At 67.1% G+C, this 22140-nt stretch carries 22 protein-coding genes and 2 pseudogenes; 18 read left to right on the forward strand and 6 right to left on the reverse strand.

The features are described from left to right. Positions 1 to 332: 332 nt before the first annotated feature. The 11 genes and pseudogenes from NL241_RS08400 (at position 333) to NL241_RS08450 (ending at position 10746) form a co-directional block, all read left to right on the forward strand. Positions 333 to 1280, forward strand: coding sequence for a sugar kinase (locus tag NL241_RS08400; protein WP_494397283.1), 948 nt, complete (start codon positions 333 to 335; stop codon positions 1278 to 1280). Next, positions 1277 to 1888: a bifunctional 4-hydroxy-2-oxoglutarate aldolase/2-dehydro-3-deoxy-phosphogluconate aldolase gene (locus NL241_RS08405; protein WP_487690855.1), complete on the forward strand. Its 612-nt coding sequence runs from the start codon at positions 1277 to 1279 to the stop codon at positions 1886 to 1888. The genes NL241_RS08400 and NL241_RS08405 overlap by 4 nt, the downstream gene beginning before the upstream one ends. Before the next feature lie 89 nt (positions 1889 to 1977). Next, a pseudogene (locus NL241_RS08410) lies at positions 1978 to 2845 on the forward strand (NAD(P)-dependent oxidoreductase). Continuing rightward, a complete protein-coding gene (locus tag NL241_RS08415; RefSeq protein ID WP_494397284.1) occupies positions 2845 to 3213 on the forward strand; it encodes a cupin domain-containing protein in 369 nt (122 codons plus the stop codon). Before NL241_RS08410 ends, NL241_RS08415 begins: the two are co-directional and overlap by 1 nt. Positions 3214 to 3390: 177 nt before the next feature. Further along, a complete protein-coding gene (locus tag NL241_RS08420) occupies positions 3391 to 5022 on the forward strand; it encodes an ABC transporter permease subunit (protein ID WP_494397285.1) in 1632 nt (543 codons plus the stop codon). Then, positions 5023 to 6144: an ABC transporter ATP-binding protein gene (locus NL241_RS08425; RefSeq protein ID WP_487690863.1), complete on the forward strand. Its 1122-nt coding sequence runs from the start codon at positions 5023 to 5025 to the stop codon at positions 6142 to 6144. A 48-nt stretch (positions 6145 to 6192) separates the two neighbouring features. Next, positions 6193 to 7278, forward strand: coding sequence for an extracellular solute-binding protein (locus NL241_RS08430; RefSeq protein WP_487690864.1), 1086 nt, complete (start codon positions 6193 to 6195; stop codon positions 7276 to 7278). 40 nt (positions 7279 to 7318) lie between these two features. Then, on the forward strand, positions 7319 to 8278 hold the full coding sequence (locus NL241_RS08435; protein ID WP_487690865.1) for a 2-hydroxyacid dehydrogenase: 960 nt from the start codon (positions 7319 to 7321) through the stop codon (positions 8276 to 8278). A gap of 18 nt (positions 8279 to 8296) precedes the next feature. Further along, entirely contained in the window at positions 8297 to 9130 is an 834-nt protein-coding gene (gene kduI / locus NL241_RS08440) for a 5-dehydro-4-deoxy-D-glucuronate isomerase (RefSeq protein WP_494397286.1), read from the forward strand. Between the two features lie 72 nt (positions 9131 to 9202). After that, positions 9203 to 10006, forward strand: a complete 804-nt coding sequence (locus NL241_RS08445) for an IclR family transcriptional regulator (protein WP_487690868.1) — start codon at positions 9203 to 9205, stop codon at positions 10004 to 10006. Next, entirely contained in the window at positions 10003 to 10746 is a 744-nt protein-coding gene (locus NL241_RS08450) for an SDR family NAD(P)-dependent oxidoreductase (RefSeq protein WP_487690870.1), read from the forward strand. The genes NL241_RS08445 and NL241_RS08450 overlap by 4 nt, the downstream gene beginning before the upstream one ends. 47 nt (positions 10747 to 10793) lie before the next feature. On the opposite strand, the pseudogene NL241_RS08455 reads toward NL241_RS08450, so the two are convergent. The 4 genes and pseudogenes from NL241_RS08455 to NL241_RS08470 all read right to left on the reverse strand — a co-directional run bounded on the left by NL241_RS08455 (position 10794) and on the right by NL241_RS08470 (position 14452). Next, positions 10794 to 11695, reverse strand: a pseudogene (locus NL241_RS08455) (class I SAM-dependent methyltransferase). 4 nt (positions 11696 to 11699) lie between these two features. Continuing rightward, positions 11700 to 12593 (reverse strand): class I SAM-dependent methyltransferase, encoded by an 894-nt coding sequence (locus NL241_RS08460; RefSeq protein WP_494397287.1) that lies wholly within the window; start codon positions 12591 to 12593, stop codon positions 11700 to 11702. 12 nt (positions 12594 to 12605) lie between these two features. Beyond that, the gene (locus tag NL241_RS08465) at positions 12606 to 13526 is read right to left on the reverse strand and encodes a class I SAM-dependent methyltransferase (RefSeq protein ID WP_487690875.1); all 921 of its coding nucleotides are present in this window, start codon (positions 13524 to 13526) and stop codon (positions 12606 to 12608) included. Then, positions 13523 to 14452 (reverse strand): SAM-dependent methyltransferase, encoded by a 930-nt coding sequence (locus NL241_RS08470; RefSeq protein WP_487690877.1) that lies wholly within the window; start codon positions 14450 to 14452, stop codon positions 13523 to 13525. The genes NL241_RS08465 and NL241_RS08470 overlap by 4 nt, the downstream gene beginning before the upstream one ends. Positions 14453 to 14737: 285 nt before the next feature. On the opposite strand from NL241_RS08470, the gene secY reads away from it, so the two are divergent. The 7 genes from secY (at position 14738) to NL241_RS08505 (ending at position 20051) form a co-directional block, all read left to right on the forward strand. After that, entirely contained in the window at positions 14738 to 16066 is a 1329-nt protein-coding gene (gene secY, locus NL241_RS08475; protein ID WP_487690879.1) for a preprotein translocase subunit SecY, read from the forward strand. Positions 16067 to 16083: 17 nt separating this feature from the next. After that, a complete protein-coding gene (locus NL241_RS08480) occupies positions 16084 to 16629 on the forward strand; it encodes an adenylate kinase (protein ID WP_487690881.1) in 546 nt (181 codons plus the stop codon). Then, entirely contained in the window at positions 16629 to 17426 is a 798-nt protein-coding gene (map, locus tag NL241_RS08485) for a type I methionyl aminopeptidase (RefSeq protein WP_494397288.1), read from the forward strand. The genes NL241_RS08480 and map overlap by 1 nt, the downstream gene beginning before the upstream one ends. A gap of 111 nt (positions 17427 to 17537) precedes the next feature. After that, entirely contained in the window at positions 17538 to 18047 is a 510-nt protein-coding gene (locus tag NL241_RS08490) for a sigma-70 family RNA polymerase sigma factor (protein WP_487690885.1), read from the forward strand. After that, positions 18044 to 18730, forward strand: coding sequence for an anti-sigma factor family protein (locus tag NL241_RS08495; RefSeq protein ID WP_494397289.1), 687 nt, complete (start codon positions 18044 to 18046; stop codon positions 18728 to 18730). The genes NL241_RS08490 and NL241_RS08495 overlap by 4 nt, the downstream gene beginning before the upstream one ends. A gap of 5 nt (positions 18731 to 18735) precedes the next feature. Further along, positions 18736 to 19539 (forward strand): DNA-formamidopyrimidine glycosylase family protein, encoded by an 804-nt coding sequence (locus tag NL241_RS08500; RefSeq protein WP_487690889.1) that lies wholly within the window; start codon positions 18736 to 18738, stop codon positions 19537 to 19539. 8 nt (positions 19540 to 19547) lie between these two features. Next, on the forward strand, positions 19548 to 20051 hold the full coding sequence (locus NL241_RS08505) for a MarR family transcriptional regulator (protein ID WP_487690890.1): 504 nt from the start codon (positions 19548 to 19550) through the stop codon (positions 20049 to 20051). Positions 20052 to 20075: 24 nt separating this feature from the next. Here NL241_RS08505 and mmsB read toward each other — a convergent pair whose 3' ends face one another. Beyond that, positions 20076 to 20945: a 3-hydroxyisobutyrate dehydrogenase gene (mmsB, locus tag NL241_RS08510; protein WP_494397290.1), complete on the reverse strand. Its 870-nt coding sequence runs from the start codon at positions 20943 to 20945 to the stop codon at positions 20076 to 20078. A 10-nt stretch (positions 20946 to 20955) separates the two neighbouring features. Further along, positions 20956 to 22134 (reverse strand): acyl-CoA dehydrogenase family protein, encoded by a 1179-nt coding sequence (locus NL241_RS08515; RefSeq protein ID WP_487690894.1) that lies wholly within the window; start codon positions 22132 to 22134, stop codon positions 20956 to 20958. Between the last annotated feature and the right edge of the window lie 6 nt (positions 22135 to 22140).

Below are 22140 nucleotides of genomic sequence, written 5' to 3' on the forward strand. Positions count from 1 at the left end.
TGTGGTCGTCGGGGTTTCTGGACCAGCTTTCGGCGATCCGCTGCGGTTCGGCCCGTGTGGGCGCCGGCGGTGGCACGCGGGGCTCGGAAGGTGAGCTCCTGCGGTAGCACGCGCCGCGATCACGCGGGTCGAGCGAGTGGACGAACGCGGCGCCGGCTGCGAACCCGTGCGCCCACCGGCGGAGTCCGTAGCGCTCGTGCACCTTCTTGAACCCACCGACTTGACCGATCTCGATGCAACGTGCTCGCGGCGTGCGGCGAGAAGTTCCGATTGACCACCTGTCAGACATATGGAACGCTGTTTCAAAATCTGAATGGCGAATGGTGGATGCGATGATCGCGACGTACGGGGAGCCCCTGCTGCGACTGAGCTCGGGTGCCGGGCGGCAGATCAAGAACGGTGCCGCGCTCGGTGTCGCAGTTGGCGGTGCCGAACTCAACGTGGCCGTCGCACTGGCGGCTCTGGGCAGGACGACCCGCTTCATCAGCGCGATCCCGGATTCCTTTGTCGGAGACAAGGTTCTCACCGAGCTGCGGGCCCACGGTGTGCTCACCGACAGCATCAGCCGCGTGTCCGGCGCGCGCATCGGGTTGTACTTCGTCGAGCAGGCCTGCGCGCCTCGCGGGCACCGCGTGGTCTATGACCGCGCGGGCAGCGCCTTCGCCGTCTCGGATACAGCGCCCGGCGTCTTGGCCGGTGCTGACACTCTGGTTGTCAGTGGGATCACCGCCGCTCTCGGCGAGGGCCCCGCTACGCGCCTCGGGCACCTTGTTGCCGAGGCGCGTCAGCGGGGAATTCGCATTGCCGTTGATGTCAACTACCGAGCCCTTCTGTGGTCACCCGCTGCGGCTGCGGCAGCGCTGCCGCCTTTGCTGAGAGCGGCTGACGTCCTGGTTTGCGCTGCGAGGGACGCCCGCACTCTGTTCGGCCTCGCCGGTCCTGTGCAGCAGTGTGCAGGGGCCCTGCGTGAGCGCTATGCGCCGGACGCGGAGCTGGTGGTGGTCACCGACTCGTCGGACGGCGCTGCCGCGGCGTCCGGCCACGGCCAGTGGCGGGTGCCGGCGTTGAGAACCGACGTGGTGGACCGATTCGGGGCAGGGGATGCGTTCATGGCGGGACTGCTGTGGAGCATCACCGCGGGAGAGAGCCCCGATGACGCGTTGTCCGCCGGAGTGGCGCTGGCCGCAATGGCCTGCACCGTCGACGGTGACACCGCGGCGTTCTCGGAGCCTGAGCTGCGCGCCGTCCTCGACGATCCGCGGGCGGTGATGGTGCGATGAGCGCCGCTGAGACGCTGGGCCGCATCCGAGCCGAGCGGGCGCTGGTGCTGCTGCGCGCCGAGCGCATTGCCGACGCGGTACTGGACGCCTTCGTCTCCGGGGGGCTGCGCGTCATCGAAGTGAGCCTGGTGGCAACCGATGCCTATGCGACGATCGCGCGACTGCGGGCGCGGCACCCCGAACTCCTGGTGGGCGCCGGCACGGTTCGTCGTGCCTCCCAGGCCGAAGATGCCGTCGCAGCGGGCGCGCAGTACCTCATCTCGCCGAGCGCATCGCCCGAGGTCGCCGATTCGGCCCGGCGACAAGGGATTCTGCATGTACCCGCGGTGCTGACGCCCTCGGAGGTGGATGCCGCGCTCGGCAGCGGCGCGCCGCTGCTCAAGCTGTTCCCGGCCGCCCGGATGGGGCCGTCCTACATTCGCGACCTCCGGGCGCCTTATCCCGAAGCGGACTTCCTCGTCTCCGGTGGCGTGTCGATCGCCACGGCGCCCGACTATCTACGCGCGGGAGCCAGCGTCGTCGGCATGGGAGGGGAGCTCGCGGCCTCGCGTGACCCCGACCGGGTCCGGGTCCTGACCGAAGCTCTGATGAAGGCGGTGAGGCTGTGAATCTGTCTCTGGCAGTTCTGGATACGTCTTATGGCGACATCCACGTCGAGCGCGATGCGGCGGCCGAGTCCGGGGTCTCGGTATTCGATGTGCGTGCCGGCGACCGAGACGCCGGAGACGCCGATGGAGTCCTGGTGCAATTTGCGACCATCGGTCCCGACGAGATGGACCGACACCCCAGCTGGCGGGTGATCGGGCGGTACGGGGTCGGCATCGACACCATCGATGTGGAGGCAGCCACCGGGCGTGGCATCCGGGTGGTCAATGTTCCCGACTACTGCGAAGAAGAGGTGGCAACGCATGCGGCCGCCCTGGCTCTGGCGTCCGTTCGTCGGGTTCCGCAAGCGGATCGGCTCATCCGCCAGGGCGGGTGGGCGCGTTGGCGCGATCTCACCCCGATCCCGGCGCTGTCGGAGTCGACGCTCGGAGTGGTGGGTCTCGGGCGCATCGGACGCGAGACCATTCGTTTGCTGAAACCCTTCTTCGGGCGTGTGGTGGCGTATGACCCGTTTGTCGATACGTCCGATGCGGCGGAGTTGCTTCCCCTCGAGGGCGTGCTCGCCCACGCGGATGTCGTGACCCTGCACGCTCAGCGCCGTCACTCACCACCTCATCGACGCCGCGGCGCTGGCGTTGATGAAGCCCACGGCCCACCTGGTCAACGTCTCACGCGGTGGCCTGATCGATACGCGCGCACTGGCGGAGGCGCTGGCGGCGGGCGCTCTGGGCGGCGCGGCCCTCGACGTGCTCGAAGCCGAACCGCCTGCGCCGGACGATCCGGCGCTGTCCGCGCCGAACCTCGTGGTGACCAGCCATGTCGCCTGGTACTCGGAGCGCTCGGAACCCCGCCTTCGCGGACTGCTGGCCTCCCGCTGCGCCGCCGTCCTCACCGGCGGTGTGGTGCCGTCGGTGGTGAATGCCGCCGCTCTTGCCGAACACTCCCGAAAGGCGTTGTGATGACTGCTGATAACTCCTTGTTCTCCTCGCTCGACGTCGCGGAGGTGGCCCTCGCGCCGTCGGATCCGCCGTCGCGGATCGTCGCCGGAGCGCCGCGGTGCTCGGAGCGTGTGCTCGTCGACACCGACGGTATGGAGATCGGCGTCTGGGAGGTCACCCCGGGCCGCTTCCTGTCGGTGAAGCCCACCAGCGGGGAAGTCATGCACTTCGTCTCCGGCCGCGGCACACTGACGCACCCCGACGGTTCGACCACCGATATCCGTGCCGGGGTGACGGTCTCGCTGAAGCCGGGTTGGAGCGGCGAGTGGGACGTCACCGAGACCGTTCGCAAGGTCTACGTCATCTACTCGACGGCGGCGGCGAGTTAACCCGGTTCTTCCAAAGGACACATCTCCGAAACAAAGAATTGGTACGTTGTTTCAAAATTCGGGAGATGAAGTCATGTCTGGACAAACTACTATGTTGGAGGCGCCGGTGCCGACGGAGACGCAGGCGCGTCCGCGCGGCGCTCCCGTCGCGGGTCGCGCGGTGTTCGTGTCGCCCTCATGCTTCCCGTCGCGGTGATCTACGGCCTGTTCTTCCTCTGGCCGATCCTGACGGTGTTCTTGCGCAGTGTCAGCGAGCAGGGCCGGTTCGACGCGGCGGCGCCGAAGTGGACCCTGGACGCCTATCTCCAGTTGTTCCAGGACGATTTCCTACTGCTCGTCGAGTGGCGCACCGTCGTCCTCGCGGTCAACTCGACCGTGCTCACCATCTTGTTGGCATTTCCGACTGCGTACTTCATCTCGCGCCTCAAGAGGCGCACCGCCACGCTGGTGCTCCTGCTGGTGCTGGTGCCGTTCTGGATCTCGATCGTGGTGCGGCTCTTCTCCGTCACCTCGATCCTCAGCCCCAACGGGCCTCTCGGTTCGCTCGAGCTGCTGTACACGCCCGCGGGAACGCTGGTGGGCACGGTCATGTACCTGCTGCCGTACATGATCCTGGTGCTCTACGCCGGCATGGTCGCCGTGGACACCAACGTCCTGCTGGCCGCCCGCACCATGGGCGCCTCCGCCGCTCGCACCTTCTTCACGGTGTATGTCCCGTTGATCCGGTCGTCTCTCATCAGCGGCGGGCTGCTGATCTTCATCCTGGCCTTGGGGTTCTTCCTCGTCCCCGCAATCCTCGGCGGTCCGTCCGAGCAGACCATCTCGGTCTACATCCAGCAGCAGATCGACGTCTACCGCTGGGCTGTCGCCAGCGCGATGGGCATCCTGCTGCTGGTGGCCACCGTGATCTGTTACATCGGGGTGGTTCGCCTCACCGGCGAGTTCAAGGTGGGCGTCGGCTCGGTCCAGGTCAAGGGAGTCAGCGCCGAACAACCCTTCCGCTGGTCGGCACCCATGGTGGTGTCCGCCGTGGTATCAGCCCTGACCATCGCGATGCTGGTTGTCCCGGTGCTGTTCGTCTTTCCTCTGTCGGTCGGAGAAACCGGGACCGTGGTCTTCCCGCCGCGTGGCTTCACCCTGCAGTGGTACGCCGAGGTGTTCACCACGTCGACGTGGATGGGACCCATCGGGCAGAGTCTGGTGGTCGGCATCGGCACCGGGGTGCTGTCCATCGCCATCGGTTTGATCCTGGCCCGTCAGATGCGGGCGATGAAATCCACAGCAGGAAAGGCGATTCTGTCCGGGTTGGCGTTCGCGCCCATCATCACCCCGGCGATCCTGCTCGCCATCGGCATGTACGACGTCCAGCTGCAACTGGGGCTGACGGGCACGATATGGGGTCTCATCCTGGCGCACACCGTCATCGCCGCGCCGCTGTCCTTCGCCTTGATCGCGGCCGCCATGAGCGGCGCAGATCAGGGACTGGAGGAAGCGGCCTGGACGCTGGGAGCCTCACGCACCCGCGCCTTCTGGGCGGTGGTGGTCAAGGCGATCCTGCCCAGCGTCGCAGGCGCGTTCGTCATCGCCTTCGTGACCTCCTGGGACGAGGTGGTTCTCGCGCTCTTCCTCCAGACCGGACCCACCAAGACGCTCCCTGTGACCATCTACAAGTACCTCGAAAGCGGGATCGTCCCCACCGTTCCTGCCGTGGCCTCGCTGTTGGTCACCTCCGTCCTGGTCGTCCTCGCGATTCGCGGCATCGTGACGGCGCTGAAGAACACCCGTGCACTCAAGGTTCAGGAGTCATAGATGAGCAATTCAGCACACTCCCGGGGCTCGCGCGGTGAGGTCACCGCGACGGCGGTCGGGCTGGACTACGACGGCAAGCCCGCACTCGATGACGCGAACCTCCACGTCGACGCAGGTGAGTTCTTCACCCTTCTCGGCCCGAGCGGCTCGGGCAAGACCACCCTTCTGAGGATCATCGCCGGACTGCTCGACGCCACCCGGGGGCGCGTCGACATCGACGGCGACGACGTCACCCACATCCCCACCCAGCGGCGCGACATCGGATTCGTCTTCCAGAACTACGCGTTGTTCCCGCATCTCACCGTCGCCCAGAACATCGAATTCGGGCTCAAGGTACGACGTTTGGATGCTGCCGCGAGACATCGGCGGGTGCAGGAGATGCTGGAACTCGTCGCCCTGGAGGGGCTCGGCGACCGCTCGCCGGGCCAACTCAGCGGCGGACAGCAACAGCGTGTCGCACTGGCCCGCGCGCTCGCCCAGGCCCCCCGTGTGCTCCTGCTCGATGAGCCGCTCGGGGCGCTGGACCGGGCCCTGCGACAAGACCTCGGTGCCGAGGTGCGCCGTATCCAGCGGCAATCGAACACCACGGCGATCTACGTAACCCATGATCAGGACGAAGCGTTCATCCTGTCCGACCGGATGGGAGTCATGCGGGACGGCAAGATCTGTCAGATCGGCCGACCGGAAGACATCTACCGTTCTCCCGCAGACCTTTTCGTTGCCCGGTTCCTGGGTCAGGCGAACCTGCTCGACGTCGCCATACTGGACCGGTCCCACGACGTCTTCACTGTCTCGCGGGGCGAATTCCGGGTTCGCGCACGAGCATCCGAACGGATCACCGATGGTGCGGCCACGTGTGTCGTCCGCCCGGAGCAGATCGCCTTGTGCGCGGAGGTTCCGCACGAGGGATATGACCTGATCGGTCGCGGGGAAGTGACGGTGTCGCGCTTCCTGGGTCAGCGTCACAGCGTGCACATCTCCATGGGCGACACCGAGATCACCGCCGATCTCGACCCCTACGGCCCCGTTCCCAAGCCCGGCGACATGGTCGGTGCCTGCGTACGCGCCGGCCACGCCGCCCTGATCCCCGCTGCGGTGAACCCCTCAGCCGCGGCGCTCTGACCACTCAACTCCTCTCACGACACCTCAACCACGAAGGCAGGCATCGACATGAAGTCCACCACACGTCGCCTCGGAGCGGCCCTCGCAGTCACCGCGTTGGCGGTCAGCGCCTGCGGATCGAGTGAATCCCCTGAAACATCCTCCACTCCTGGCGAATTGAGCGGGGACATCCTCTTCTACGACACCAGCGGTGGGGATGTCTGGACGGAGCTCAGTCAGACACTGTTCGCCGATTTCACGGCAGACACCGGGGTGACGGTGACCGACGATTACAACGAGGCCGCGACAAAATTCTTCGGTGCGGCGGAGGCCGGCCAGGTGCCGTGGAGTCTGGTGTTCTTCCCGACGGTCAACGATGCGCGGACCGCCGCCGAGGCCGGCTTCCTGGCCGATATCGACACCTCGATCGTCCCACTGGACAAGCTGACCGAGGGTACCTATGACCAGCACGGCATCGAAGTGGGCACCTTCGGTATGGTGCTGGCCTGGGACGGTGACGCCTACGAGACCGCGCCGTCCTCGATGAGCGATCTGTGGGATGTGCAGCGCTTCCCAGGTAAGCGCTGCTTCTTCAACAACCCCCAGTACGGGTGGACACTCGAAGCCGCTCTGCTCGCCGACGGCGTGGCTCCCGATGCGCTCTACCCCCTCGATGTCGACCGTGCCCTGGGCAAACTCGACGAGATCAAATCCGACATCACCTGGTGGACCAGCGGCGCGCAGTCCATCGAATCGTTCGAGAACGGCTCCTGCGACATCGGCATCCTGTGGGCCAACCGTGCCACAACTGCCAAGACCGAGAACGGTTTTCCGATGGAGATCACCTGGAATCAGGCCGGCTACTCCAACAGTGTGTGGGCAATTCCCGCCGACGCGCCCAACCCAGCGGCGGCCCAGGAGTTGCTTGCCAATGTCATCAACAACACCGCAGGGCAGGTCGCGTTCGCCTCGAAGATCCCGACCCCGATTCCGGCCTCGGTGATCGGGGTGGGACCTCAGGACTTCCCCGCCGAAGTGCAGCCGTTCCTGCCCCTGGGCGACAACGTCAAGAACTCCATCCGGCAGGACGCCGACTACTACGCCGACAATCTCGATCCGGTGATGGACGCTTTCAACCGCTGGGTCGGCCAGTAGTGAGCGCCGCTTCGACAACGACACATGAAGGAACACAACAGTGAAAACCGTCTGCATCGACGGCGAGGCCCAGTACCGCGACATCGTCCTGCGGGATGTCGCCGCACCGCTCGAGGCTGCAGGGCATGAATTCGATTGGTTCGAAGAATCATTCGCAGATGTCGAGGCCACCATCGCGCGGGCGGCCGGGTATGACGCGCTGTACGTCGTAGGGGACCAGGGACCTGTCCCGCCCGGGCTCCTGCGGGCCAATCCCACACTGAAGCTGGTCAGCTTCGTGGGTACGGGGGCTCGGCGCTTCGTGGCGATGGACGAGGCCGACGAGTGCGGCGTCACCGTCACCAACGTTCCAGACTTTGCCAGCCAGAGTGTGGCCGAACACGCCGTGGCGCTCATGTTCGCAGTCGCGCGCCGGATTCCCGAGGGTGACAACCTGGTTCGCGAAGGGCGGTGGGAGAAGAACCAGGGCCTCAAGCTCGCCGGCCGTCGACTCGGTGTCGTGGGCGCCGGGGCGATCGGCGCCAGGATGATCAGCCTGGGACAAGGCATCGGCATGGATGTCGCCTATTGGTCGCGCACCGCTGATGCAGCGCGTGATCAGCGGCTGGGTGCGCGACGGCTCGAGCTCGACGAGCTGTTCGCCACCTCGGACGTGGTGTCGCTGCACTTGACGCACAACACCGACACCGACGGCATCATCTCGCGTCCGCTGTTGGAGAGCATGCGGGACAAGGCGATACTGGTGAACACAGCGCGGGCCGAAATCGTCGACCAGGCCGCTCTGGCGGAGATCCTGCAGAAGGGCACGATCTTCGGCGCGGGCCTCGATGTCTTCGTCGACGAACCGCCGCGCACCGATGCGCTTCCGCCCGCCGGTGCGAACGTCGTGCTGTCAGCCCATGTGGGCTTCCACACCGACGAAGCTGACGACGTCTTCCGTCTGGCCGGCGAGAACATCCTGGCCTTCGCCGCCGGCACGCCCACCAACGTCATCGAATAACGAACAGAGAGAAGATCCGTGAAGATCCGACATGCCACCCACCCGGACGACCTCGCCGCGCTCAGCGGTCAGGAACTGCGACAGCGTTTCCTCGACAAGGATCTGTTCGCCGCCGGTGAAGTGCGACTGTCCTACACCCACCACGACCGGATGGTGCTCGGCGGGGTGATTCCCCAGGTGGGACAGTGGCTGGCTCTCACCGCACCGGATGAGCTTCGATCTGACTACTTCTGCGAGCGAAGGGAACTCGCGGTCGTCGCCGTCGCAGGATCGGCGCGCGTCCGCGCCGACGACCAGGAATGGGAGCTCACCAAAGGCGACGTCCTCTATCTCGGCCGCGGTGCACGAGATGTCGCGTTCTCGTCCGACCAAGAGGACAGTGCGCTGTTCCTCGCGTCAGCGTTGGCGCACGTGGCGCACCCGCACACCTTGGTGCCCCTCGCCGACGCGGATGCCACTGCGGCAGGAGAGACCGAGACGGCGAATCGCCGCACCATCTACAAGCATCTGCAGCCGGGTGGCGTACCCACGGCGCAACTGGTCCTTGGCATCACCGCACTCGAACCGGGCAGCGTGTGGAACAGCATGCCGCCCCACGTGCACGACCGACGCACGGAGGCGTACCTGTACTTCGACCTGCCGGACGCGCACCGGATCCAGCACTTCATGGGGCGCCCCGACGATCTGCGCACGCTGACGATGAGCAATCTGGACCTGGTGGTTTCCCCCAGCTGGTCGGTGCATTTCGGTGCCGGTACATCGAATTACGCGTTCGTGTGGGTCATGGCCGGGGAGAATCAGGCGTTCACCGACATGGATCAGGTCGCGATCACCGACCTGGGTTGTTGCTGACACCGCTATCGTGACGGAAATCGAGCGGACCTGTTCGGGTCAACGGAGTCTCACGACAGGGTTGGAGGTGGCATGACTCGAAACGACGCAGAACCCATCGCGGGCACCCAAAGCCTGGATCGGGCGCTTCAGGTCCTGCTCAAGATCGCAGACGAGCCCCCGCCGGGGCTGAGTCTGGCGGCGTGCAGCAGCATCCTCGGTTACAGCAAAGCCACAACCCAGCGGATGTTGCGGACCTTGGTGGCACGTAATTTCCTCAGCTACAACGAGGAGCTCGGCGTGTACGCCCTGGGGGTTGCCAACGCCCAGCTCGGGTCGGAGTACCTGCACCGGCTCGACCTGCGTCGGGTGGCGCTTCCCGAAATGCGGGCGCTGGTGGACGATACCGGCGAAACGGCGCATCTGGGCATCGTCACCGGAGAGGACGTCGTCTACATCGAACTCGTCGACTCGCCCCACCCGGTACGCATCTTCAGCCGGGTCGGAGCGGCGGTCCCCGCGTACGCCACGGCGATCGGCAAGGCGATCCTGGCGTGGATGGGGCCCGACGTGGCAGCGCGCCACCTACCCGCCGTGCTCACACCGCGTACCGCGAACACCTTGACGGAGCGGGCCGCGCTCGACGACGACCTCGCCCTGACCCGCGAGCGGGGGTACGCGATCGACGACCAGGAGAACCGAACCGGCATCCGCGGTTACGCGGCCCCGATCTTCGACCACACCGGATCCATCGTTGCCGCAGTGAGTATCGGCGGCCCGGCCGACCGCGTGAACGCCAGCATGGACGTCGAACTGGGGACGGCGGTGATCGGGTGCGCACGCACCATCTCGCATCTACTCGGCTCGCGCGTACACGGCCGGGATGGCCGACCATGAGCGTGCGCGGCCGCACCGCGGTGGTCACGGGGGCGAGCCGGGGGATAGGCCTGGCCATCGCGGAGCGCCTCGCCCGTGAGGGCGCCGACGTCATCGGTGTCGCGAGATCTGTTGCGGCCATGGGTGAATGCGCGGACCGCGTGGCCGCACACGGCCGGCGGTTTCTGCCCGTCGCGGCCGCTCTCGAGAAGCGGGCGGAGGTCTACGCAGCCATCGAGCAGATCCGCCCGTGGCAGCCAGGCATCCTCGTTCACGCCGCCGGGATCAACCGCCGGGCGCCGGCGCAGACCCACGGCGACGAGCTGTGGGACGAGGTCATCGCGGTGAACCTGACGGCACCGTTCATCCTGACCCGCGAGCTGGGCGGCGACATGGTCACCGCGGGGTCGGGGAAGATCGTCTTCATGGCGTCACTGCTCAGTTATCAAGGGGGCGTGACGGTGCCGGGCTACGCCGCGAGCAAGGGCGGGTTGGCGCAGCTCACCAAGGCCTTCGCCAACGAGTGGGCCGGTCGAGGTGTGAACGTCAACGCGATCGCGCCCGGGTACGTCATCACCGACATGAATGACGCGCTGATCGCCGATCCAGAGCGCAATGAACAGATCTCGGCGCGTATTCCGGCCGGACGGTGGGGATCAGCGGAGGAAATCGCCGACGCAGCAGCGTTCCTCGTTTCCCACGATGCGCGTTACATGCACGGCGCAGTGATGAATGTCGACGGCGGATGGCTCGGGCGCTGACCCACGCCCCGTCGGCAGTTTAGGGTTCGCCGGAGGCGCCTACGCCGCTACCGTAACGTCGCGCTGACGTACACGATCTCGCCCAGCGGATCTTGTTCGTTCGGCTCAGGTGCACGAAGTCCGTTGCGGGAGAACAACTCCGAGGTGGTCACCGCAGTGACCTGCCAGCCGCGCTCGCCGAGGTAATCCATCGCGCTGTGCCGCTGGCCGGTGTACACCAGCGACGCCATGTCCAGTTCGAGACCCTGGGTGGCGAACGTGGCCGACGCCGCTTGCGCGCGCTCGGCATCCAGGTCGACGATGCCGGGAGCGTACTCGGTGGCCAGAGTGCTGCCGGGTGCGCTCATGCCGATGATGGTGTCGAACAGGCGATCCTGTGCCTCCGGAGGCAGATAGATCAGCAACCCCTCGGCGCACCACGCCGTCGGCTGGTCGGTCGTCCAGCCGGCCTCGCGCAAGGCGGCCGGCCAGTCGTCACGCAGGTCGACGCCGATGGCACGCCGTTGTGCGGTCGGCTGCGCGCCGAGGCGGCTCAGGGTGTCGGTCTTGAACTCGATCACCTGCGGCTGGTCGAGTTCGTACACGACAGTGCCGCCGGGCCAGGGCAGCCGGTAGGCGCGGGAGTCCAACCCCGAGGCCAGGATCACGGCCTGCCGGATTCCGGTGTCGCCGGCCGCTATGAAATAGTCGTCGAAGAACTTGGTGCGCAACGCCATCCCGTCGACCATCGCCTCCACGCGCTCCGGTGTGAAATCCGGAAACTGCGTGATGTCGAGGTCACCGTCGACCATCCTGGTGAAGAAGTCGAGGCCGACAGCGCGGACCAGGGGAGCGGCGAACGGGTCGTCGATGAGCTGGCGGTGGCCACCGCGCGGGCAGCGGCCACCATGGTGGCGGTGGTGCCGACGCTCGACGCCGGATCCCAGGAGTCGCCTTCGCTGCGCGCCATGCCCCTACTGTAGGACCGCGGTCAGATAACCGGAATCCCCACCGATGAAAGCGGTCAGCTCGTCATTCGGCAGCGCGAACCCGTTGGCCGCGAACGCTTCTGCGGCCGGCAGGGTCGTCACCTGCCAGCCCTTGCCGTGCAGGTAGGCCCCCGCGGAGTTGCGCTCCCCGGTGTAGAACAGCTCAGCGAGCTTGATGTCCGAGCCGGTTCGGCGCGTCCGCTCGTCGAGTTTCTCGGCCCAGTCGGCCGGCAGGGAATGCACATCCATGTGCTCGGTGGCCAGTCGGCTGCCCGGTGCCGACAGCGCGGTGATGTGGTCGAAGAGCCGGTCCTGGGCCTCCGGTGGCAGATACACCAGCAGCCCCTCGGCGATCCACGCGGTCGGTTGCCGGCTGTCGAAGCCGGCCTCGCGCAGCGCGGTGGGCCAGTCGTCGCGCAGGTCGATCCCCACGGTGCGGCGCTGCGCTTCCGGTTCGGCACCGAGACCGGCCAGTGTCCGGCTCTTGAACTCGATGACCTCGGGTTGGTCCACCTCGTAGACCACGGTTCCGGCCGGCCAGTTCAACCGGTATGCCCGGGTGTCCAGACCGGCGGCCAGAATGACCGCCTGGGTGAGGCCCGACTCCAGGAAGAAGTCGTCGAAGAACCGGGTACGCACGGCCATCTGCTCATTGAGGGCGCGACGGTTCAGCACGGGGTCGTCGTCGAGGGCGAGCTCACCGTCGACCATCTTGATGAAGTGCTCGACCCCGACCGCGCGCACCAGCGGCTCCGCCAGGGGGTCGTCGAGCAGCGCGTCCGGGCCCTGCGACGCCAGCGCGCGCCCGGCGGCGACGGCGGTCGCGGTGGCTCCGACGCTGGACGCCAGATCCCAGGTGTCGGCTTCAGAACGTGGCATGTGAATGTCCTTTCAGACGCGGGTGGCCAGCACCGACAGCGAATTGCGCAGAGGTGCGAGCGTTTCGGAGGTGGGGAAGGTGCGGCCCACGTCGGCGAACACCTCCGGGCGCGGCCGTGCGCTCACCTCCCAGCCGCGTGCACCCAGGTAGTCGACGACGGGGTTGCGCTGACCGCTGTAGGAGAGGTCGGCGAAGTCGAGGTCGAAAGGCCGGGAACCCCGGCCGTTTTGATCAAAGAGCCGGCGAATCTCCGCGGCGCGCTGCCCGATGGCCGCTCCCGCGTCGGGGTGGTACTCGGTGGCCAACCGGGAGCCGGGAGCACTGAGTGCGGTGATGTTGTCGAACAGCCGGTCCTGCGCTTCCGGCGGCAGGTAGATCAGCAGCCCCTCGGCGCTCCAGGCCGTCGGCGCGTGGGCATCGAACCCGGCGGCGCGCAGTGCCGCGGGCCAATCCTCGCGCAGATCGATCGGTACCGTCCGGAGCTCAGCGGTGGGCACGGCACCGAGATCAGTCAGTGTCCGGGTCTTGAACTCGATGACCTCGGGCTGATCGAGCTCGTAGACCACGGTGCCGGTGGGCCAGGGCAGGCGGTACGAACGGGAGTCCAGGCCGGAGGCCAGGATGACCGCCTGGGTGAGGCCCGTCTGCAGGAAGAAGTCGTCGAAGAACCGGGTGCGTACCTCCATGACCGTCGTCATGGCCGCCGCCGCCTCCTGGGCCTCGGCCGGTACCTCGAGCTCACCGTCGACCATCTTGGTGAAGAACTCCACGCCGACCGCACGCACCAGCGGCGCGGCGAACGGATCGTCGATCAACGCGCCGGGCTCGGTGCTCGCCAGCGCGCGTGCGGCGGCGACCATGGTGGCCGTCGCGCCGACGCTGGAGGCCAGATCCCAGCTGTCGGAGTCGGTGCGTCCGGCAGGCGAGCTCATCGGACGGCGGTGATGTAGAGGACGTCTGCGAAACCGACCTCGTCCTTCTCGATGGGTGCCAGGCCGGCCCGGGTCAGCAGCTCGTTGGTGGTGAGCGTGGTGGTGCCCCAGGCGCGCTCCTGCAGATAGGTCGGCACGTCGGCGCGGTCACCGAGATAGGTCAACTCGGAGAAGTCGAGATCGAATCCGTGGTCCTGCCACCGGTCGGTCACCGACTGCATCCGCTCGCGGGCGGCTTCCTGATCCTCGGCGCTGATGCTGGGAACGCCTTCGACGGCCAGCCGGCTCCCGACAGGGCTCAGTTCGGTGATGGTGTCGAGCAGCCGGTCCTGCGCTTCGGGTGGCAGGTAACCCAGCAGACCTTCGGCGATCCACGCGACGGGCTCGGCGGTGTTGAGCCCGGCTTCGCGGAGTGCGGCCGGCCAGTCGTCACGAAGGTCGATGGCCACCGCACGGCGCTCGGCGGTGGGTTCGGCGCCGAGGTCGGCCAGCGCCTGGGTCTTGAACGCGATCACCTCGGGCTGGTCGATCTCGTACACGACGGTGCCGGGCTGCCAGTCCAGCCGGTAGGCGCGGGCGTCCAGGCCGGCGGCCAGGATGACGGCCTGTTTGATGCCGGCCTTACCCGCCTGGAGGAAGAAGTCGTCGAAGAACCGGGTGCGCGCGGCCATCCCGTCGGCGAACCGCATGGCACCTCGCGCCGACGATTCGGCCGGACTCTCGTCGAGGTCCTCGGGCTTGAGCTCGCCGCTGGCCAGCTTGGTGAAGAAATCGACACCCACCGCGCGGACCAACGGCTCGGCGAAAGGATCGTTGATCACCGGGTTGGGCGCCTTGGTGGCCATGGCGCGGGCGGCGGCCACCATGGTCGCGGTCGCCCCCACGCTCGAGGCCAGATCCCACGTGTCATTGTCGGTGCGCGCCATCGGTGTACAGGTCCTCTCCGGAGTTGCTTAGCTGACTTAACGAGATGTAATCCACGGTACGCCGGAAATACTGACAGCCGCCTGAGAGGAAACTGCGGCTGCGCTGATGCGGGCGGTGAGGGCCCCAGCTGTTACTCTCGTACACTGATTTGACGCGCAAGACCGCTGGCTGTGGTTACCCACTCTGGCCTGCCGGTTCTCGGCGTATGACACAGGATTACCCGACGCTGGTTCGGCCAGCCCCATCGGCACGCCGCGATAGAGCCCGGCTGCCCAGGAGGAAGAGTGCTCTCGGCTTTCATCTCATCGCTGCGGACAGCCGACCTGAGGCGGAAGATCCTGTTCACGCTGGCGATGGTGATCCTCTATCGCGTCGGTGCAACACTGCCGTCGCCCGGGGTCAACTACGGCAACGTGCAGCAGTGCATCGAGCAGGTCAGCGGTGGCGAATCAGGTCAGATCTATTCGCTGATCAACCTGTTCTCCGGCGGCGCGCTGCTACAGCTGTCGGTGTTCGCCGTCGGCGTGATGCCCTACATCACCGCCAGCATCATCGTGCAGCTGCTGACCGTCGTGATCCCACGCTTCGAACAGCTCCGTAAAGAAGGCCAGTCCGGCCAGGCCAAGATGACGCAGTACACGCGGTATCTGGCCATCGCGCTGGCGGTTCTGCAGGCCACCTCGATCGTGGCGCTGGCGGCCAACGGCGGCCTGCTGCAGGGCTGCGCGCTCGACATCATCAACGACCAGAGCATCTTCACCCTGGTGGTCATCGTCATCGTGATGACCGCAGGCGCGGCGCTGGTGATGTGGATGGGCGAGCTGGTCACCGAGCGCGGTATCGGCAACGGCATGTCGCTGCTGATCTTCGCCGGCATCGCCGCCGCCATCCCGGGCGAGGGCAAGGCCATCCTGGACAGCCGCGGCAACATGGTCTTCGCGCTGGTGTGCGTCGCGGCGCTGATCATCATCATCGGCGTGGTGTTCGTCGAGCAGGGCCAGCGCCGCATCCCGGTGCAGTACGCCAAGCGCATGGTGGGCCGCAAGATGTACGGCGGCACCTCGACCTACCTGCCGCTGAAGGTCAACCAGGCGGGCGTCATCCCGGTCATCTTCGCCTCGTCGTTGATCTACATCCCGCAGCTGATCACGCAGTTGATCCAGAGCGGCAGCTCCAACCCCGGCACCGGCTGGTGGGACAAGTTCGTCGCCGACTACCTGTCCAACCCGTCCGACCCCATCTACATCGCCGTGTACTTCGGCCTGATCGTGTTCTTCACCTACTTCTACGTGTCGATCACCTTCAACCCCGACGAACGCGCTGATGAGATGAAGAAGTTCGGTGGCTTCATCCCCGGCATCCGCCCGGGTAAGCCCACCGCGGACTATCTGCGTTACGTACTGAGCAGGATCACGCTGCCCGGCTCGGTCTACCTCGGCATCATCGCGGTGCTGCCCAACGTGTTCCTCGACATCGGGAACAGCGGCGGCGGTGTGCAGAACCTGCCCTTCGGCGGCACCGCGGTGCTGATCATGATCGGCGTCGGCCTGGACACCGTGAAGCAGATCGAGAGCCAGCTCATGCAGCGCAACTACGAGGGCTTCCTCAAGTGACAGAAGGGTTCGGCAAGTTGAGAATCGTTTTGCTCGGACCGCCGGGCGCCGGCAAGGGCACACAAGCCGTGAAGCTGGCCGAGAAGCTCGGAGTCCCGCAGATCTCCACGGGTGACCTGTTCCGGCACAACATCAGCACCGGCACCGAACTCGGGGTCGAGGCCAAGAAGTACCTCGACGCCGGCGACCTGGTACCCGCGACGCTCACCAATGCGCTGGTCGACGACCGGCTCGACGACGAGGACGCCGCCGCAGGCTTCATTCTCGACGGCTTCCCCCGCTCGGTCGAGCAGGCCGAGGCACTCGAAGAGATGCTCGCCAAGCGCGGGCTGAAGCTCGACGCCGTGGTGGAGTTCCGCGTTCCCGAGGAGGAACTGGTGCAGCGCCTCAAGGGCCGCGGCCGCGCCGACGACACCGAAGACGTCATCCGCAACCGGTTCAAGGTCTACCGCGACGAGACCGCCCCGCTGCTGGACCACTACAGCGCCGAACTCAAGACCGTCGACGCCGTCGGCTCGCTCGACGAGGTGTTCGCCCGGGCGCTGCAGGCACTCGGCAAGTAATGGTCTCCATCCCCGGACTGCGCGGCCGCAAAGTGGTGCCGCAGCGCAGCCCTGGCGAGCTCGACGCCATGGCGCTGGCCGGAGGGCTGGTCGCCAAGGCGCTACGAGCGGTCCGCGACGCCGCCGCACCCGGGGTTTCGACACTGGATCTGGACCGCATCGCCGAGGCCGTCATCCGTGACGGCGGCGGGGTGCCGTCCTTCCTGGGTTACCACGGCTACCCGGCGAGCATCTGCTCGTCGGTCAACGACCGGGTGGTGCACGGCATCCCGTCGTCCGCCGATGTACTGGCCTCCGGTGACCTGGTCTCGATCGACTGCGGTGCCATCGTCGACGGCTGGCACGGCGACTCCGCCGTCACCTTCGGTGTCGGCCCGCTGATCCCGGCGGACGAGAACCTCTCGGCGGCGACGCGGGAATCCATGGAGGCCGGTATCGCGGCGATGGTCCCGGGAAACAAGCTGGGCGACATCTCGCACGCCATCGAGAGCGGTACGAAGGCCGCCGAGGCCAAATACGGTCGCAAGTTCGGCATCGTGGCCGGGTACGGCGGCCACGGCATCGGACGGCAGATGCACATGGACCCGTTCCTGCCCAACGAAGGGCCGCCCGGGCGGGGCCCGTTCCTGGCACCCGGATCGGTGCTGGCCATCGAACCGATGCTGACCCTCGGTTCCACCCGCACGAAAGTCCTGGAAGACGAGTGGACGGTCATCACCGCCGACGGCTCGCGCGCCGCCCACTGGGAGCACACCGTCGCGGTCACCGAGGACGGCCCCCGCATCCTGACGCTCTGACCCCCGCCGCCCACTCTCACGATTGGGCGTTCTCGGTGTGTTCGCCCGCGGCTGCGCGCACACTTGAACCAGTTGGCCACCCGTTTCGTGGAACGATCGGGAGGTTGCCTGATGGACGACCCGGAGACCGTACTGCTGCGCTCGCTGTACGACGAGCACGCCGCTGCGTTGTGGCGATATGCCATGCGCCTGACCGGGGACCGCACCCGCGCCGAAGACGTGGTGCAGGAAACCCTGCTGCGGGCCTGGGAGCACCCCGAGGCCGTCGGCCACACCGAACGACCCGCGCGGGCCTGGTTGTTCACCGTCGCCCGCAACATGATCATCGACGAGCGCCGCAGCGCACGCTTTCGGCACGAATCACCCGATGCCGGCGCCGAGCACGAAGACCCAGGTCCCGACGAGGTGAACGCCGCCCTGGACCGGCTGCTGATCGGTGACGCGATGGCCCAACTGTCCGCCGATCACCGCGCGGTGATCCGGCGGTCCTACTACCTCGGCTGGACGACCGCGCAAATCGCTGTGGACCTGCAGATCGCCGAAGGCACGGTGAAATCGCGCCTGCACTACGCGGTACGCGCGCTGCGGCTGACCCTGCAGGAAATGGGAGTGACGAGATGACGCCGGGGGATCCGTACGCACTGTGGGACGCCGCGTACGTGTTGGGTTCGTTGGCCAGTGACGAGCGCCGCGAGTACGAAGCGCATCTGCACCGGTGTATGGCATGCCGGTCGGCGGTGACCGACCTCAGCGGCATGCCGGCGCTGCTCGCGCTGCTGGACCGTGACTCGGTGGCCGATGAGCCGCCGGCGCCCGAGATGCCGCCGGAGATGCTCGGCGCTGTGCTGTCCAAGGTGGCCCAGCGGCGGCGTCGGTCGAGGTGGGCCGTGTCGATGGTCTCGGCGGCCGCAGTGCTCCTGGCCATCGCTCTGGTGGTCGCGGTGTGGCCGAGTTCGCCTGCGCCCGCCTCGAACGCCGCATCCGTGGAACTCGTGGCGGTCGAGCCGTCGGAGTTCACCGCGACGATGACGCTCACCGACCACGATTGGGGTACGCATATCGCCATGGCGTGCACGTACACCCACACGCCCGGCGAACCCGAAGAAGAGGACGACGGCGACAGGTTGGCGATGGTGACCGTGGGTCGTGACGGCAGGGAGACCCGGTTGGCGACGTGGACGGCGGTGACAGGCGCGACGGCCCTGCCGCAGGCCAGCACTTCGCTGAGCAGAAACGAGATCGCTGCCGTGCAGGTGGTGTCGGCGGATTCCGGCGAGGTCCTCTTGGAGAAGACGTTTGACTGAGCACCGTGCCCGAGGGTGACACCGTCTACGTGCTGGCCCGCCGGCTCGATACCGCGCTGGGTGGGCGCACCCTGACCCACGGCGAGTTGCGGGTGCCCGCGCATGCGACCGCCGACCTCGCGGGGCGGACGGTGCTGGCACAGGTGACACATGGCAAGCACCTGTTGACCAGGCTCTCGGGCGATCTGACGCTGCACACCCATCTGCGCATGTCGGGTTCCTGGACCGTGTCGTCGGCCGGGCGGTGGCTGCCCCGTGCGGTGATGCCCGACGTGCGTGTGATCCTGCGGACCGACGGCCCGGCCGCCTACGGCGTGCGGCTGCCCGTCGTGGACCTGTTGCGCACCCGCGACGAGGCCGACGTCATCGGTCATCTGGGCCCGGATCCGTTGCGCGAGGACTGGGACGCCGCCGAGGCCGCGCGCCGGATCACCGCCGAACCCGATCGCCCACTCGTGGCCGCCCTGCTCGACCAGCGCTGTGTGGCAGGCTTCGGCAACCTCTGGGCCAACGAGCTGTGCTTCCTGCGGGGGCACAGCCCGTGGACTCCGGTACGCGAGGTCGACGTGCCCGCACTGCTGGATCTCGGTGCACGCGCACTGCAGCATTCGGCCACCGTGCCGGGCGCCATGCAGGTGACCACGGGTAGGCGGCACAAGCGTGAGCAGCACTGGGTGGCGGGCCGGGCCGGGCGGCCCTGCCTACGGTGTGCGACCACCGTGCGGGTGCGCGCCGAAGTGGCAGGAGATCCTGAGCGGCGGCGCACCTGGTGGTGTCCGTCGTGCCAGCCGGGACCCGAATTTGCTTGAATGGTCGGATGTCCGAGTCCGGCGACAAGCGCGATCCGATTGCCCAGGCGCGCGCCAACTGGGAGCGCGCCGGCTGGGGTGACGTCGCCGACGGCATGGTGGCGGTGACGTCGGTGATGCGCGCCCACCAGATCCTGCTGGCCAGGGTCGAGAATGCGCTGCGGCCATACGATCTGAGCTTTTCGCGTTTCGAACTGCTCCGGCTGCTGGCGTTCAGCCGGGCCGGCGCGCTCCCCATCACGAAGGCGTCCGACCGCCTACAGGTTCACGTGACCAGCGTGACGCACGCGATCCGGCGGCTGGAGGCCAGCGGACTGGTGCGCCGGCTGCCACATCCCACCGACGGCCGCACCACGTTGGTGGAGATCACCGACCTGGGCCGCTCGACCGTCGAGGACGCCACCATGACCCTGAACGAGAAGGTGTTCGCCGATATCGGTATGTCGGACGAACAGTCGCGTGGGTTGGTGGCGTCCATCGAGACGTTGCGGCACAGCGCCGGAGACTTCTAGCGCGCCTCGGGGGCCTGGCGAGAGTCAGCGCAGCAGATTGATGACGGCGCTGAAGTCCTCGGCGGCGTGCTCCTCGTTGAACTTCTGGTAGATCTCGGCGGCGTGGGTGCCCAGCGGCGCGTTGGAACCGGTGGAGGACACCGCATCCATCGCGAGCCCGAGGTCCTTGTTCATCAGCGCGGTGGCGAAGCCGGGTTTGAAATCGTTGTTGGCCGGTGACGTCGGAACCGGGCCCGGCACCGGGCAATTCGTGTGCACCGACCAGCAGTTGCCGGTGGCGCCGGTGATCACGTCGAACAGCGCCTGATCCGACAGGCCGAGCTTCTCGGCCAGCACGAACGCTTCACCGATGGCGATCTGTTGCACGGCCAGCACCATGTTGTTGCACAGCTTGGCGGCCTGGCCGGTGCCGGAGTCGCCGCAGTGAATGATCTTGCCTGCCATGGGATCGAGCACCGGCCGGGCCCGTTCGACGGCTTCGTCGCTGCCACCGACCATGAACGCCAGCGTGCCCGCCGTGGCCCCTTTGACACCGCCGGAGACGGGCGCGTCGATCTGAAGAAAGCCCCCCTCTACTGCCTGGGCGTTGATGTCACGGGCGTCCGCCACCGAGATGGTGGAGGTGTCGATGAACAGCGTGCCGGGCTTGGCGGCGGGCAGCGCCTCTGCGTAGCACGCCTTGACGATGGCCCCGTTGGGCAGCGAGGTGATCACCACCTCGGCCTCGGCGACGGCCGCGGCGCCACTGTCGAATGCGGTGGCACCCTTGGCTTCCACTGCCTCGCGCAGCGCGGGCACCAGGTCGAAGGCGCGCACGGTGTGCCCGGCTGCCACCAGGTTGGCAGCCATCGGACCGCCCATGTTGCCCAGGCCGAGGAATGCGATTGTCGTCATTGTTGTCCCTTCAGACGGCGGCGCGGGCGCGGGCGGCTTCGGCGCGGCCGATCACCACACGCATGATTTCATTGGTGCCTTCGAGGATGCGATGCACTCGCAGATCGCGGACGATCTTCTCCAGCCCGTATTCCTTCAAGTAGCCGTAACCGCCGTGCAGCTGCAAGGCCTTGTCGGCGACGTCGTAGCAGGTGTCGGTGACGTAGCGTTTGGCCATCGCACACAGCTCCACTTTGTCGGGCGCGCCGGCATCGAGTGCAGAAGCCGCCTGCCATAACAGGATTCGTGATGTCTGCAACGCGGTGGCCATATCCGCGAGCGTGAAGCGAATGGTGGGCTCATCGAGGAGCGACCCACCGAAGGCCTCGCGGTCGCGGACGTAGGCGGCTGCCTTCTCATAGGCGGTCTGCGCACCACCGAGTGAGCAGGCTGCGATGTTGATTCGGCCGCCGTTGAGACCGTTCATCGCGATACCGAAGCCGGCACCCTCACCTTCGGGACCACCGAGCAGCGCGTCGGCCGGAACCCGCACACCTTCGAAGATCACCTGGGCGGTGGGTTGGGCGTTCCAGCCCATCTTGATCTCGTCGGGCCCGAAACTGAGTCCGGGAGTGTCCTTTTCGACGACAAACGCCGAGATGCCCCGTGGTCCCTCGTTGCCGGTACGGGCCATCACCACGTACACATCCGAGCTGCCTGCCCCGGAGATGAACTGCTTCACCCCGTCGAGGACGTAATGGTCACCAGTCGCATCAGAACAGCGCACCGCGCGGGTGCGCAGTGCGGCGGCGTCGGACCCGGCACCCGGTTCGGTGAGGCAGTAGGACGCGATGGCCTCCATGGACGCGAGCTTGGGCACCCAGTTCTTGCGCTGTTCCCGGGTGCCGTAGGTGTCGATCATCCAGGCGCACATGTTGTGGATCGACAGGAACGCCGCCACGGTGGGATCAGCGGCAGCGAGCTGCTCGAAGATCCGCACCGCGTCCAGTCGGCGCAGCCCGCTCCCGCCGACGTCCTCGCTGCAGTACACCGCCGCCATTCCCAACTCGGCGGCGGCCCGCAGCTCCTCGACCGGAAAGTGTTTGGCCGCATCCCAGTCCAGGGCGTGCGGAGCCAGCCGTTTGGCCGCGAACGCCGCCGCCGTCTCGGTGATGACGCGCTCGTCGTCGTCGAGGCCGAATAACTGCATGGCCCT

The organism is Mycolicibacterium sp. SMGY-1XX, from assembly GCF_059132455.1.